Below are 13,474 nucleotides of genomic sequence, written 5' to 3'. Positions count from 1 at the left end.
CCGATATGAGCGACGATCAAACAGACGTCCAACGCGAAAACGACGCCTATGGCGCAGACTCCATCAAGGTCCTGAAGGGCCTGGAAGCCGTGCGCAAACGGCCGGGCATGTATATCGGGGACACCGATGACGGCACCGGGCTGCATCATATGGTCTATGAAGTCGTCGACAATGCGATTGACGAGGCGCTGGCGGGTCATTGCGATATCGTCAAGGTCGCCCTGAATGGTGATGGATCCGTCACCGTGTCGGATAATGGTCGCGGCATCCCCACCGAACTGCACCCGACCGAAGGCATTTCGGCGGCAGAGGTCATCATGACCCAGTTGCATGCAGGCGGGAAGTTCGACCAGAATTCCTATAAAGTATCGGGCGGTCTGCATGGGGTTGGCGTTTCCGTGGTGAACGCCCTGTCTTCCTGGCTGGAACTGGAAATCAAGCGCGGCGGCAATATCTATCGCATGCGCTTTGAGCATGGCGATGCCGTGGAGCCGCTGAAGATTGTCGGGCCCAGTGGTGGTGCGAAGGGGACACAGATCACCTTCATGCCGTCGCAGGAAACCTTCACCATGGTCGAATTTGATTTCGGCACGCTGGAACACCGGCTGCGGGAACTGGCCTTCCTGAATTCCGGCGTCAATATCGAACTGACGGATTCCCGCTCTGCCGATAAGAAGATCGTCAATCTGCACTATGACGGCGGCGTGAAGGCTTTTGTGAAATGGCTGGACCGATCCCGCCAAAGCCTGCATGGCGATCCGATTTTCATCACGGGTGAGAAAGACGGCCTGACCGTTGAATGCGCGATGCAGTGGAATGACAGCTATCACGAAAACATGCTGTGTTTCACCAATAACATCCCCCAGCGGGATGGGGGCACCCATCTGGCCGGTTTCCGCGGCGCGCTGACCCGCCAGATCAACGCCTATGCCGGGGAAAGCGGGATCGGCAAGAAAGAGAAAGTCTCCATGTCGGGGGACGATGCGCGCGAAGGCCTGACCTGTGTCCTGTCCGTAAAGGTACCTGACCCGAAATTCTCCAGCCAGACCAAGGACAAGCTCGTCTCCTCCGAAGTCCGTCCTGTGGTGGAAGCGGTCGTGAATGACAAATTGTCGGAATGGTTCGGGGAAAACCCTGCCGAAGCGCGCCGCATTGTTCAAAAGGTTGTGGAAGCCGCCGCCGCCCGCGAGGCCGCCCGCAAGGCGCGCGAACTGACCCGCCGCAAGGGTGTCTTAGACATCGCCTCCCTGCCCGGCAAACTGGCCGATTGTCAGGAGCGCGACCCTGCCAAATCTGAATTGTTCCTGGTCGAGGGTGACAGCGCTGGTGGCTCTGCAAAGCAAGGGCGCAATCGCAAAAATCAGGCGATCCTGCCGCTGAAAGGGAAAATCCTGAATGTAGAGCGCGCCCGTTTTGACAAGATGCTGTCCAGCCAGGAAATCGGCACGCTGATCACCGCGCTGGGCACCGGCATTGGCAAGGATGATTTCAATTTTGAAAAGGCGCGCTATCACAAGATCATCATCATGACCGATGCGGATGTCGACGGCAGTCACATCCGGACTTTGTTGCTGACCTTCTTTTATCGCCAGATGCGCAGCCTGGTGGATGCGGGCTTTTTGTATATCGCCCAACCGCCTCTGTATCTGGTCAAAAAGGGTGAGCGCAAGCTGCACTATATGAAAAATGACAAGGCGCTGGAGGCGTATCTGACCGGGAACGGCCTGACCGATGCCATTCTGACCGATGCCAATGGGGCCCAGCGCGGCGGTGAAGATCTGCGCGCCATTGCCGATCAGGCCCGGGATGCGAAACATTTCATCGAACCGCTGGCGCGGTCCTGTGGCAGTGCCCAGGTGATCGAACAACTGGCAATCTGTGGGGCGATGAGCGCGACCGTGCAGCAGAATCTGGAAACCGCCCAGAATGCCGCAGAATTTATCGCCAAAGTGCTGAACCGTCTGGCCGATGAACATGCCAGGGGCTGGACCGGCATCGCGACGGAAGAAGACGGCTATACCTTCACCCGCATCAATCGCGGCGTGACCGAAAAAATCAATGTCAGCCCGGAATTACAGCGCAGCGGCGAAGCCCGTAAACTGGACGGCATGGCCGGGCATCTGCAGGAAGTCTATGGCAGCACCGGGGCCACCCTGCAGATCAAGGACGAAACCTTCCGCATCGACGGGCCCATCAGCCTGATCGACAAGATCGTCCAGACCGGCCGCAAAGGCCTGTCGATCCAGCGCTATAAGGGCCTGGGGGAAATGAATCCCGATCAATTGTGGGAAACCACCCTGGACCCCGAAGCCCGCACCCTGTTGCAGGTCAAGGTCGCCCATGGCGACGACGCCGACACCGTGTTTTCCACCCTGATGGGCGACATCGTCGAACCCCGCCGCGACTTCATCCAGGAAAACGCCCTGAAGGTCGCCAATCTGGATGTTTGATGGGGTGTAGAGCATCGAAAAAATGCATGAAATTGTGGGACTATCGGCTAGAGCATCATGCGCTCGCATGAGCTCACACATGATACTCTAACCACTTATTTTTTCGGCAAATACGTCATCGCAAACGATTCCGTTTGCTCGGGATTTGCTCTAATCAATCCAACAGCCGATAATGAATCTCGGTCGGCTGGCACGCAGCGCCGTTGATTGGGATCATGTCCTGTGGGCAGGTTGACATAACCACAATGCAATCGATCGCGGCGCGCAACGTAACGTAGTCCCCAGGTTCGCTGAGCGGCTCTCCCCAGACGATCTTGCCATCAGGGCCGACAGGAATGTTCATCCACAGGTTCAATGGGGCCGGGCAGTCGGGCACTTTCAGGTTCATTTGACCAAGAGCGGCATGCAGGTTGTCAGTGCAGTTGTCGTGATAGTCGCGGCACCCCAACATGGTATAACGATGAACGTCACAGGCAGCGACAATCGTGTCATGGCGCCCCGGCGAGGTATCCTCCTCCAGTATCAGGATCGGCCGACGTCGGTTCGTCGCAAGACCATCGCCCTTACTGGGGAAAATGCTCTGCAGACTGGTATGCAGGTGCTCCATCGACATGAACTCCGACAGGTCAGCGGCATTGAAGCACCAGGTATCGACGACCTGCTGACCATGGGTATTGATGATTTGGATTGCCTGTCCCTTGTCCAGACGAACGGCACGACCGCGTCGCGCAGGAACGATCTGGAGTTCTGTCGTCATATCCACATTCCTTCGCATCTTGTCTACCGTCAGATGAAATCAGTGTTGTTGGACGAGGCACAGGGGTCAAGTCGCATTAAAACCAGCCTAGAATTCAAACGTTCTTGGGCTACCGTCAGAGGCATTTATCTTCCCTGACCACCAATCATATTCGATATAGCCTCGCGGTAAAGGTCGATGCCTGTGCGTTGGGCTGCCAGACGGTTTAGGCTGATTTATGGGACTGACTGAAGATCCATGAAATTGGATTTTAACCGTGATTGATTGCCCCTAATTAACAGATAGACTGCGGCCTGAAAGAGGCATTCCGGGATGGCAGTTGACATGGATTTACAAGACTGGATTGGGCGAAGCCAGGAGGCGGGTGATGTTCTGCGGGCGCAGCCGGCGCAATTCATGCAGGCGACCTTAGACCGAGAACCTTCCTTAAAGGATGGCGACCTCTTGCCGCCCCTATGGCATTGGCTGTATTTTCTGGAGGCCAAGCGGGCGAGTGAGTTGGGCCGCGATGCGCATCCGAAGAAGGGGGGCTTCCTGCCGCCGGTCAGCCTGCCCCGGCGCATGTGGGCCGGGGGGCGCTTGACCTTTCACCACCCCCTGATATTGGGACAGGCCGCTGTAAAGCGGTCCACCATCAAATCAATCACAGAGAAATCCGGGCGATCCGGATCCCTGTGCTTTGTGACGGTCGCGCATGAAATCATCCAGAATGATCAATGCGCCCTGACGGAAGAGCAGGACATCGTTTACCGCGAAGATCCAGCGCCGGATGCGCCAACGCCACAACCTGCGCCAGCGCCAGACAATCCAGAATTCTCTCAAGTTATCACCCCAACCGAAGTGATGCTGTTTCGCTATTCTGCGCTGACCTTCAATGGTCACCGCATCCACTATGATGTGGACTATGCCCGCCAGGTTGAAGGCTATGAGGGATTGGTGTTTCACGGGCCGCTGACTGCAACCTTACTGGTCGACCTTGCCCGTACTGAAATGCAGAAAAGCCCGAAGCGCTTTTCCTTTCGGGGTAGTGCCCCGATCTCTGGCTCAGCCTCATTTCATCTGGAAGGGCGTCGCTCAACAGACGGGATAGACTTGTGGGCCAGGCGTCAGGATGGCGCGCTGGCCATGTCCGCAACGGTTCAATTTTAGGCCAACACGATGGAATCCCCATTACAAAGTTTTTCTGACACAGTCGCCGACTGGGCCAGCCAACCGGTTCTGACAACCACGCCGGAGGCCTATGAGGCCGCGCGCATCAGCCTGATCGATACACTGGCCTGTATGATCGTAGGCGCGCGCGAGCAACAACCCACTGCGGCGCGAGAGGCGCTGCTCTTTGGCCAGGAACACGGCCCCGTCCTTGCCATTGGGGGCAATGAAAAACTGTCCCTGTTGGGTGCAACATTTTTGAATGGTGTGCGGGCCCATGCCATCGATTTTGATGATTATGAATTCCCTGCCTCCACCCATCCCAGCGCGGCGCTCTTTGCGGCCCTGTTCAGTCTGGCGCAGGTCCTGCCGCTTTCCCTCAATCAGATTTGTAACGCCTGGATTGTTGGCTATGAAACCATTGTCTGGATGGGCCGAGCCCTTGGATTTGGGCATTATGACAAGGGCTGGCATGCCAGTGCGACATTGGACCCGATTGGCACAGCGGCAGCAGCCTCCCGTGCTTTGGGTCTGACGCAGCAGCAAATGTCCAACGCCATGGCTCTGGCAACCAGTTCCTCCTCTGGCCTTAAGCGTCAATTCGGGTCCGATACCAAGGCGTTTCATATCGGACTGGCCGCGGAGAATGGGCTGCGCGCCGCCCTATTGGCGCAAGCAGATGCCACAGCCAACACACAGATTTGGGACGCCCCTCAGGGCTTTATGGATCTCTATGGGGCAGCGGGGTCGGTTCCCTTTGCTGAGATGATGCAGACTATGGCGTTGGGTCACGCCGTGCGCATTTTTCCCGTGGCGCGAAAACTTTGGCCCAGTTGCTCCTACACGCATCGGGCCATCCTGGGTGCGGAGCGGCTGCATCGCGACGTGCCGAACGATGACCCAATTATCGGCATTCAAGTGCGCCTGCCCGAACCCTTTTATCGCGTCGCCTGTTTTGACGTACCGCAAAATGAGGCGGAGGCGCGGTTTTCGGTCAGCTACTGTACGGTCGTTGGCCTGTTGACGGGCCATGTCACGCCTGAGGATTTCCATCCCCATCGCTTTAACCAGCCTGACCGCCAGAGGCTGGCGCAGCTGGTTGAAATTGATGCCTATGATCTGCCCCCCGGCGATCCAGGTGAATTTGGGCCAACCACGGTTGAAACCATCACAGTAACACTGCGCTCTGGTCGGACCTTACAGACTGAAACATGCGATGTGCCCGCCGTAACTCTGCCCATCACCCGCGAAGAACTGGGGCGGAAAGTAACAGATTGCGGGGCATCCTGTGATCTGGTCGACACCTGTTTGGCTCTGGACGGGGAAACCATACTGTCGGAAACAGGCCTGTTGGATGCCAGACAAGCCGTCTAGAGAATTGCTTCTGCGACACTATATCCTTTTGGTGTCTGCGGTCTTTATGCTAGGGCTTTTTGCCGCAACGAAGAGTGATCGATGACATCAATATCCCGCCCTATAGACAGAGTGCTGCGCATTTTTTGCGTGCTGTCGCTGTTGGTCGTGTCGATTGTTCATCATCCCGCTGTCTTTGCACAGAACACATTTGCACTGACCGCGGCAAACGGGTCTGTCGACCTTGGGGGCTATGTCGCGCCGGATGGTTCCATTCCTGTCCTGTGTATCGCAGGCGGGGACACGCAAGGCCCGGTCAAGATCAACAAGGGGCAATGTGATTTCTGTCGCAATGTTTCCGTCGCGGCGCTGCCACAGCCATCTGACCTGTTTGAAGCCTGCGCGCTTTCCGTTACCGCGCGCATTTTCTTTGCCGCACCGGACGATATGTCCTGGCAGGCGGTTTATACCAATGCCTCCCCACGGGGTCCTCCACCGCGCAATCAAACACTGTAAATCGGGCCCGATTTCGGCCCATCCCGTTTGATTGTCCGGCCCGCGCGTTTTCAGGCGCAGGCTGGATTTTGATGGAGACTTCCGATGAACTTCCTAAACACATTGCGTGGCTGGGCCGCGTTGCTCGTTGTTATGCTTATCCCCCTTTCCGCCGCACAGGCACAGGTCAGCACCGTTGATGTGCTGGGGCGCACCGTCACATTGCCCGAACCGGCCAAGCGCGTCGTACTGGGTTTCTATTATGAAGATTTCCTGGCGATCACCGGCCCAGGGGCCATCGATAAGGTGGTCGGTCTGTCCCGAAGCCCCTGGAAAGACTGGCGCCCAAAGCAATATGAAGCCTATTTGAAAGCAATGCCCCAAATTGCGGAGATTCCCGATATCGGCGACACGGAAACCGGAGATTTTTCGGTTGAGAAAGTCATATCCCTGAAACCCGATCTGCTGATCCTTTCGGCATGGTCCTGGAAAGCCCTGGGACAGAATGTGGATCAGTTTGACCAGGCGGGAATTCCAGTTGTCGTGATCGACTATAACGCCCAGACACTGGAGAAGCATCTGGCATCCACCCATGCATTAGGGGCCTTGATGGGCACGAAAGACCGGTCCGACGCCCTGGCTGCCCTGTATGAGACTGCCTATCAGGATACAATGGCCCGTGTTTCGAAAGCAGGCCCGTCCGATAAAAAAGTCTATGTCGAACTGGCACAAAAGGGACCGCAGACGATCGGCAACAGCTATGGCAATGGCATGTGGGGCGGCGTTATCGAAGGGCTGGGCGGGAACAACATCGCCAAGGGGCAAATCGAAAACTGGGGTCCCCTGAACCCGGAATATGTCCTGGCCCAGCAACCTGACATCATTCTGCTGGCCGGGTCCGAATGGATCAATCAGGACCAATCCGTCCAGGTGGGATTTTCTGCTGATCCGGCCTTAGCCCGTCAGCGGATGCAGGCCTATCTGACCCGCCCCGGCTGGACCGATCTGCCGGCTGCAAAATCCGGCAATGTCTATGCCATTTACCATGGGGGAGCACGCACCCTGTCAGATTTCATCTATGGCCGTTATATCGCCAAGGCACTGTATCCAGACGCCTTTGCGGATGTCGATCCGGATGCGGAAATCAAGGCCTATTATAAGGCATGGCTGCCGATTGAAGCCCAGGGCGTCTATGTCCTGGCCCTGGATCCGGCGAAGAAATAGGGCGAAACGACATGTCCGACACCAGCATTCGCACGCGCTATGCCCGTGCGGAGGGTCGCAGGATCGTGCTGATCCTGATGGCGATCCTCGTTCTGGCCGCACTAGTCCTGTTGGATCTGTTGACGGGTCCGTCGGGCATGTCATTGGCTGATCTGTCACAGGCCTTTATGGCGGGACCAGCGGGGGAAGACCGCACCGCCGCAACCATCCTGTGGCAGATCAGAATGCCCCAGACCGTGATGGGGGTCATTGTGGGGGCCTGCCTTGGGATTGCCGGGCTGCAGATGCAGACCATATTGGCCAATCCCCTGGCCAGCCCTTTCACATTAGGATTCTCAGCCTCCGCTGGATTTGGGGCGGCGCTGGCCATTATGTATGGCGGCTGGATACCGCTGCCTTCCTTTCTGGTCATCCCGATCAGCGCCTTTATCATGACACTGGTTGCTTGTGCGATCATCTATGTCATAGCCATCTGGCGCGGGGCGACACCGGAAATGCTGGTCCTGTCTGGCATAGCCGTCCTGTTTTTCTTCCAATCGCTGCAATCGCTGCTGCAATTCATGGCGTCGCCGGAGGTCTTACAGCAGATCGTTTTCTGGCTGTTTGGGACCTTGCTGAAGGCCAACTGGACCAGTGTATCGGTCAGTGGCCTGATCCTGGTGATCTGCCTTCCCTTTGTCCTGCGGGATATCTGGAACCTGACCGCGATGCGGCTGGGCGATGCAAATGCCGCCAGCCTGGGATTGAACCTGCAGGCTATGCGCCAGCGCACATTTATCATTGTCGCCTTGTTGACCTCCGCTGCGGTTTGTTTCGTTGGGACCATCGGTTTTGTCGGTTTGATCGCCCCCCATGTCAGCCGCGCCGTGATTGGGGAGGATCATCGCTATGCCATCCCCCTATCGGCAATTACCGGCAGCATCATCCTAATCAGCGCATCGGTGTTGGGCAAAATGCTGTCGCCCGGCACGGCCATTCCGGTTGGCATTATCACCGCCATTGCCGGCATACCGATGCTGATGGCCGTCATCCTGAGCCATAAGGGAGCAGGCAAATGACCCATCTAGCGCTTCAGGCCTTAACCGTTGCACGGGCGGGGCGGTGCATTATATCCCCCCTTGATCTGACCCTGTATGGCGGCACGATGACCGCCCTGGTCGGACCCAATGGCACGGGTAAGACAACCCTGCTGGCCGCGATTGCCGGGCAATTGCCCTATGGGGGTGCGATCCGGCTGGACGATGCACCCCTGGATACCGCATCAGTAAGCTATCTTCCCCAGACTCATGGCGTTTCGTCACGTCTGACCGTGCTGGAAGTACTGCTGCTGGGGCGTCGGGAAACACTGGGTTGGCGCATTTCCGACCAAGACCTGAACGCCGCGACACAAGTGATGGCACATTTCATGATTTCGGATTTTGCGGACCGTTCCATCGCGACGCTGTCGGGCGGGCAACAGCAGATCGTGCTGTTGGCGCAGCGGCTGATGCGCAGACCGCGTGTGGTTATCCTGGATGAACCGACCAGTGCGTTGGATCTGCACCACCAGCTGTCCGTCCTGGCGGTTTTGCGATCCTATGCACAGGATAATGACGCGATCATTCTGGCTGCGATCCATGATCTGAACCTGGCGTCACGGCAATGCGACTCTATCGCCCTGCTGATGGAGGGGGCGCTGCACTGTCATGGTGACCCGCAAGAGGTGCTGACGGCACAGACAATCAAAACCGTGTATCGGGTGGAAATCGACGCCTATCAGAACCAGTCCGGCCATGTTCTGAATATCCCGATTTCCCCGGAAGATGTGTTCGCGCGGTGATAGATAGGCAACCCGGCTGGCGGATGAGTATCAGCGCCGCGTAACCAGAATCGTCGCGCCATCCGGCCCGGCCAGTTCGGTGTGTTCCAGCCCGGCCGCGACGGTGATGGTGTTGCCAGGCGTCGCGACCACTGGACCCTCGGGTTTGTCCACTGTCAACTGACCGGCCTGAATGAACAGAAACAATGTCTCGTCATGGCTGTGGGGCGCGTTGAATCGATCCGCCTCCACCATTTTCTGTATCGGATCACAAAATCCATCCTGCTGCGCCTTAGCGCGAAACGCTGCTTCCGAAGCGGATATATCACCTTGCATTTGATCAATGTCCTCCCTCAACACATCTTCGTGCACAGTTTATCGGAAACAGATATATCACGGCAATGCGCCTTGGTAAGGGGGTATAGGTACGGGCGGGACAGGATACTAACCCTGAATGACATCCAATCCCTTTCAATTAGGGCCCAAGGGCTGATACGCTAAACGGTCGAAATATCCAAAACCATGACACAGATAGGCTTACCATGGCACGGTCGCGCAAATCCGCAGAACAAGAACTACAGCGTCTGCAAATGATGCTGCGCGCCATGAAGGATCAGAAAGACGATGCGGCGCAAAAAATCCGTGACCGGATCGCGGCAATTGAACTGGAACTGGGCGGCGGCAATTCCGCTGGTTCTGGTAAATCCGGCCCCAATATTCTGGTTATTGTCGCCCTGGTGCTGCTGGTCGGTATCCTGGCCTTCATCGCCATGTATTTCGGTATTCGCATCAGCCAAACATGATTTATATTCTTTATGTTCTTTTTATAACTTGACAAAAAATATAGTATAGGTTTATAGAAATAATAAGAGCAACCAAAAGGATTATCTTCACAAACTGAGGGTATTCTTGAAACAGGCGGAATTCCGCCTTTTTTACGTAATCACAAAGGAACAAAAAGGGAATAAATAGCATGGCCTCCTTCAAAAACTCACTCCCACGTGCGTCCGTCGATGATCTGGTCGCCCGGGTCAAACCTGTATACGGCTACCGATATGTGCCAAGCTTGGGACGCTTTGTACGTCGTGAAGAAATCCCCGACGATATACTGAATGGTCGGGCGAAAATTGCGATCCCGGAGCCGAACCCACCCGTCATTCAATATGCGAGCACCGGAAAAGCCCCGACCCAGGGTCCCAAGACCATCGACACGACGCAACACCCGCCATCGACCGCCGAAGACCCGATCCAGGCCTCAATTGAGCGCATTCGCGCGCGTCAAAAACCGTCACCCCAACCCGGTGCGTCCGCTCAGGCCCAAATTGATGATTTCATGAAGGACACGATGCAGGACCGACGCTATTGGCATCCGGAACACAAGGATGATGCCTATCGCGATGGCGTCATGAAACTGTGGCAGATTAGCTATCCCGGTCGCTATCAGCCTGGCAGTTGGGGTCGCAACGATCATCCGGCTGTCGACCTGAAAACGCTGCAAGTAGAAAAAGAGCGCGTGCTGCCGCCCGGCCCGCATAAGGCGCCAGGCCCGATGCAGGCCACCCCGCTTTCCGCCAAGGCCAGCGCGCCTTCAGGACGGGCAGACCAGGCTGGAAACGCTGCGTCGCCCAGCCAGGCATCAGCAGGCCGGACAGCGGGAAACAACTCCACCCTGCCGCAAAACCCGAATACCAGCGCGCCCTCCACACCAGAGGCCCGCAATGCCTTTGCCAAAGGCGTCGCCGAACACCTCGGCCTGATCCCGAAATCTTCAGAGACTGGGGGGCAAGTTGCGCAGGCAGCGGTTCCAGTTCCAGGACTCCCAGGTGCTGCTGCCGGAATCGCGGCTTATGAAATTGGCCAACAACTCGGCGATAAATATGGCAGAGCTGGCGACCGCGCCATAAAAGACGCCTGGGATGCCATTACCGGCGGCCAGACCAGCGTTACGCCGGCAGACCCGCTGCCCAATCAAACCCAATCACCCGCCGACGCGCCAGATCTGGATCAAATCCCCAAAGGCCGCCCCGACCAGTCAGAGGAAACACTGGGTGGCTATACGCTGACCTTCCCGGATGGCAGCAAGCACAAGGATATGGGCACCCTGCCCCCATCCGAAGACCAATCCGACACCCTGCCGCAGGGCACCATCCTGAATATGAAGGATGATGATGGAAATCCGTATAATCTTGATGTATCCGGCGCCCCTAAAAAAGTAGTGGACCGCTATACAAAATTCGTCCGAAAACTACCCCCGGAATCACACCGTGCAATTGGGAGAATGATTTCAGAAGATGCAAACCTCTCCACGGAATCGGGTTCACATCGGACAACAAACAATGTAACGAAAAGTGTAAAAAACAATCCGACGACAGAAATGTACGCAGACATGCGGGACTTTGTGCTGGATCACGGCGGCCACTTGGACGAAATTGTAGACGGCACAGATAAGGAAACCGGGCAGCCTTTGAAGCGATTTGAGGCCAGCAATGGCATAAAAATTACGGCGCGGGAATTCTCTGGCGACGGCAGACCCACCAACGAGATTCAAATCTCCTGGAATGGTCGCACCACCCATCATTTGAAATTTCGATATGAAAGGGCACAGAAATGAAAGTTGGCTTTCAGGATGATCGTTACTTTCGCGCCTATACTGTGGAAGAGGCGGATGGGCTGTTTCGGGCGGCCAAAGAGCGGATATTCGTGCCGCAGCATCAATCGCGGCTGTTCACCAAGAATGATGCCCTACTGCCCTTCTTTAACAATCCAGACTGGAAATGCATTGCGATCAGCAGCTGTGCCTACGAATCTATGCTAAGCGAATCCCCGCCAGGCGTGCCAAGTGATTTGCCGCAACATTATGTGTTTTTCGAAGATAATGAGGCTTCAGATGTTTGGGATGTTATGCGTCCCCTTTGGATTGCCTTGATTGAGCGGGGAATTGACGAAGTCCTCCATATGCCTGTTTTCTCACGGGGCTCAAACATTGGGGCCATCGCGACGCCCCCAGGCTCCATAAATGCAGAAATTGCCTATTCTCAAGAACTCTTCATTTCTATGGGCGCAGGCGGCTTCATGTTCTCACGGGAGGAAAGCTGGGGAATCTGCACGGATCTGGATTTCTATACCATGTTAGGCGGCGAACCGGATTTTATTGATCGTATTATCGAACTTTCAGGCGGATTGGATATCCTGATCCAGGACCTGGATGCCTATTGGGGGAAATCCTCTAAAAGATGCGAGCATCCAAAAAATTTGGCTTGGATGTATGAATGCGCAGGCTGGGAAGTTCCCGACTTCATCGGCGGCCCCCGCAAGACGCCCTATGAGTTGGTCGACGTCCTCAAGAACCGCTGAAGGCTGGATAACAATCTCAGCCCCCCTCAGAAAGACCGCAATTCCGCCATATGGCAGCAAGATTTGACGGCCACCTTTAAAATTAAAGAGGGCAAACTGGAACCGGAAGCATTCGTTTGGACGGACCGGGATTAAGACAGGCTGTATTCTATGAGACTGTATCCTGAAACAGATATTGGGCGCGCAGGGTTCTTACTGATCCTCGGCACCATTCTTGTTTCAGGATATTTCTCTGTTCAATGGATTATTTACAATGTCCCCTTTGTGAAGTTTCGCCCTGCATGCATAGATCTTTTCAGAGTATCTCCGCAAAGTATAGATGATATACATTTGATGCGAGGCGATCTCTCAGATGAGGCTTGGGAACTTGTGAAGGAGTCTTACGGAGATGACCTAAAACGCTTTGAAGAGCGCGGCATTATAAAAATAAAAAATAAGAAGGTATATGTACAAATTAGTTATTACTTACCCTATGAGAACTTTCCAAAATATGGTGGTGAATTTGAAGAACGCGCTTTCTTCAAGACTCAAAATATAACGTACAAAATATTTAAGCGCCGCCAAGCAGAGGGTGCGGACTTTTCTGATTTCATGGTTACTGTCGGCGAGTTTGGAAGAAAATTAGATCAGCCTGAACTCATGAGAACGAGTGAATGCGGTTTTGCCGAAGAACTCATTCTCAAAGGCGGGCGCTTTGCCCGCGATTCCTCACAATAGCCGTTAAGGATGGTTGCTCTATCACCTCTCTTTTTGGTTCAGCGAAAGCACCTGTTGTGTCCTAAACACCACCTGAAAATACGATACGAAAGGGCCGGAAAATGAAAGTCGAGTTTGAGAATGACCGTTACTTTCGGGCCTATACGGTGGAAGAGGCGAATGGGCTGTTTCGCGCGG

At 55.4% G+C, this 13,474-nt stretch carries 13 protein-coding genes; 11 read left to right on the top strand and 2 right to left on the bottom strand.

All coding sequences use genetic code 11. The features are described from left to right. The first annotated feature begins 5 nt into the window (after nucleotides 1-5). The gene (gene gyrB / locus ACOSDR_RS19235) at nucleotides 6-2,450 is read left to right on the top strand and encodes a DNA topoisomerase (ATP-hydrolyzing) subunit B (protein WP_420732285.1); all 2,445 of its coding nucleotides are present in this window, start codon (nucleotides 6-8) and stop codon (nucleotides 2,448-2,450) included. Nucleotides 2,451-2,604: 154 nt separating this feature from the next. Here gyrB and ACOSDR_RS19230 read toward each other — a convergent pair whose 3' ends face one another. Beyond that, complete coding sequence (locus ACOSDR_RS19230) at nucleotides 2,605-3,207, bottom strand: DUF1989 domain-containing protein (RefSeq protein WP_420732284.1); 603 nt, start codon at nucleotides 3,205-3,207, stop codon at nucleotides 2,605-2,607. Nucleotides 3,208-3,519: 312 nt separating this feature from the next. On the opposite strand from ACOSDR_RS19230, the gene ACOSDR_RS19225 reads away from it, so the two are divergent. The 6 genes from ACOSDR_RS19225 to ACOSDR_RS19200 all read left to right on the top strand — a co-directional run bounded on the left by ACOSDR_RS19225 (nucleotide 3,520) and on the right by ACOSDR_RS19200 (nucleotide 9,247). Next, on the top strand, nucleotides 3,520-4,356 hold the full coding sequence (locus ACOSDR_RS19225; protein WP_420732283.1) for an FAS1-like dehydratase domain-containing protein: 837 nt from the start codon (nucleotides 3,520-3,522) through the stop codon (nucleotides 4,354-4,356). A 9-nt stretch (nucleotides 4,357-4,365) separates the two neighbouring features. Next, nucleotides 4,366-5,730 (top strand): MmgE/PrpD family protein, encoded by a 1,365-nt coding sequence (locus ACOSDR_RS19220; RefSeq protein ID WP_420732282.1) that lies wholly within the window; start codon nucleotides 4,366-4,368, stop codon nucleotides 5,728-5,730. 81 nt (nucleotides 5,731-5,811) lie between these two features. Next, on the top strand, nucleotides 5,812-6,225 hold the full coding sequence (locus tag ACOSDR_RS19215) for a hypothetical protein (protein WP_420732281.1): 414 nt from the start codon (nucleotides 5,812-5,814) through the stop codon (nucleotides 6,223-6,225). Between the two features lie 84 nt (nucleotides 6,226-6,309). After that, a complete protein-coding gene (locus ACOSDR_RS19210; RefSeq protein ID WP_420732280.1) occupies nucleotides 6,310-7,428 on the top strand; it encodes an ABC transporter substrate-binding protein in 1,119 nt (372 codons plus the stop codon). Nucleotides 7,429-7,439: 11 nt separating this feature from the next. Continuing rightward, nucleotides 7,440-8,486, top strand: coding sequence for a FecCD family ABC transporter permease (locus ACOSDR_RS19205; protein WP_420732279.1), 1,047 nt, complete (start codon nucleotides 7,440-7,442; stop codon nucleotides 8,484-8,486). After that, nucleotides 8,483-9,247: an ABC transporter ATP-binding protein gene (locus ACOSDR_RS19200; RefSeq protein WP_420732278.1), complete on the top strand. Its 765-nt coding sequence runs from the start codon at nucleotides 8,483-8,485 to the stop codon at nucleotides 9,245-9,247. Before ACOSDR_RS19205 ends, ACOSDR_RS19200 begins: the two co-directional genes overlap by 4 nt. A gap of 30 nt (nucleotides 9,248-9,277) precedes the next feature. Here ACOSDR_RS19200 and ACOSDR_RS19195 read toward each other — a convergent pair whose 3' ends face one another. Continuing rightward, entirely contained in the window at nucleotides 9,278-9,562 is a 285-nt protein-coding gene (locus ACOSDR_RS19195) for a cupin domain-containing protein (RefSeq protein ID WP_420723410.1), read from the bottom strand. A 206-nt stretch (nucleotides 9,563-9,768) separates the two neighbouring features. Here ACOSDR_RS19195 and ACOSDR_RS19190 point away from each other — a divergent pair, with 206 nt between their 5' ends. The 4 genes from ACOSDR_RS19190 (at nucleotide 9,769) to ACOSDR_RS19175 (ending at nucleotide 13,297) form a co-directional block, all read left to right on the top strand. Further along, entirely contained in the window at nucleotides 9,769-10,029 is a 261-nt protein-coding gene (locus ACOSDR_RS19190; RefSeq protein WP_420723409.1) for a hypothetical protein, read from the top strand. A 170-nt stretch (nucleotides 10,030-10,199) separates the two neighbouring features. Beyond that, nucleotides 10,200-11,837: a hypothetical protein gene (locus tag ACOSDR_RS19185; protein WP_420732277.1), complete on the top strand. Its 1,638-nt coding sequence runs from the start codon at nucleotides 10,200-10,202 to the stop codon at nucleotides 11,835-11,837. After that, on the top strand, nucleotides 11,834-12,580 hold the full coding sequence (locus ACOSDR_RS19180; RefSeq protein WP_420732276.1) for a hypothetical protein: 747 nt from the start codon (nucleotides 11,834-11,836) through the stop codon (nucleotides 12,578-12,580). Before ACOSDR_RS19185 ends, ACOSDR_RS19180 begins: the two co-directional genes overlap by 4 nt. Nucleotides 12,581-12,730: 150 nt before the next feature. Then, nucleotides 12,731-13,297: a hypothetical protein gene (locus ACOSDR_RS19175; protein WP_420732275.1), complete on the top strand. Its 567-nt coding sequence runs from the start codon at nucleotides 12,731-12,733 to the stop codon at nucleotides 13,295-13,297. Nucleotides 13,298-13,474 lie beyond the last annotated feature (177 nt).

The organism is Hwanghaeella sp. 1Z406, assembly GCF_048892425.1.
Classification (GTDB): Bacteria; Pseudomonadota; Alphaproteobacteria; order UBA8366; family Aestuariispiraceae; genus Pacificispira.
This window is presented reverse-complemented; position numbering and strand designations above follow the sequence as displayed.

Bases quoted from the DNA above. Each gene is read 5' to 3' on its own strand.
- ACOSDR_RS19190 (WP_420723409.1), top strand. From the start codon at position 9,769: ATGGCACGGTCGCGCAAATCCGCAGAACAAGAACTACAGCGTCTGCAA.
- gyrB (WP_420732285.1), top strand. From the start codon at position 6: ATGAGCGACGATCAAACAGACGTCCAACGCGAAAACGACGCCTATGGC.
- ACOSDR_RS19220 (WP_420732282.1), top strand. From the start codon at position 4,366: ATGGAATCCCCATTACAAAGTTTTTCTGACACAGTCGCCGACTGGGCC.
- ACOSDR_RS19215 (WP_420732281.1), top strand. From the start codon at position 5,812: ATGACATCAATATCCCGCCCTATAGACAGAGTGCTGCGCATTTTTTGC.
- ACOSDR_RS19195 (WP_420723410.1), bottom strand. From the start codon at position 9,562: ATGCAAGGTGATATATCCGCTTCGGAAGCAGCGTTTCGCGCTAAGGCG.
- ACOSDR_RS19180 (WP_420732276.1), top strand. From the start codon at position 11,834: ATGAAAGTTGGCTTTCAGGATGATCGTTACTTTCGCGCCTATACTGTG.
- ACOSDR_RS19210 (WP_420732280.1), top strand. From the start codon at position 6,310: ATGAACTTCCTAAACACATTGCGTGGCTGGGCCGCGTTGCTCGTTGTT.
- ACOSDR_RS19230 (WP_420732284.1), bottom strand. From the start codon at position 3,207: ATGACGACAGAACTCCAGATCGTTCCTGCGCGACGCGGTCGTGCCGTT.
- ACOSDR_RS19225 (WP_420732283.1), top strand. From the start codon at position 3,520: ATGGCAGTTGACATGGATTTACAAGACTGGATTGGGCGAAGCCAGGAG.
- ACOSDR_RS19205 (WP_420732279.1), top strand. From the start codon at position 7,440: ATGTCCGACACCAGCATTCGCACGCGCTATGCCCGTGCGGAGGGTCGC.
- ACOSDR_RS19175 (WP_420732275.1), top strand. From the start codon at position 12,731: ATGAGACTGTATCCTGAAACAGATATTGGGCGCGCAGGGTTCTTACTG.
- ACOSDR_RS19200 (WP_420732278.1), top strand. From the start codon at position 8,483: ATGACCCATCTAGCGCTTCAGGCCTTAACCGTTGCACGGGCGGGGCGG.
- ACOSDR_RS19185 (WP_420732277.1), top strand. From the start codon at position 10,200: ATGGCCTCCTTCAAAAACTCACTCCCACGTGCGTCCGTCGATGATCTG.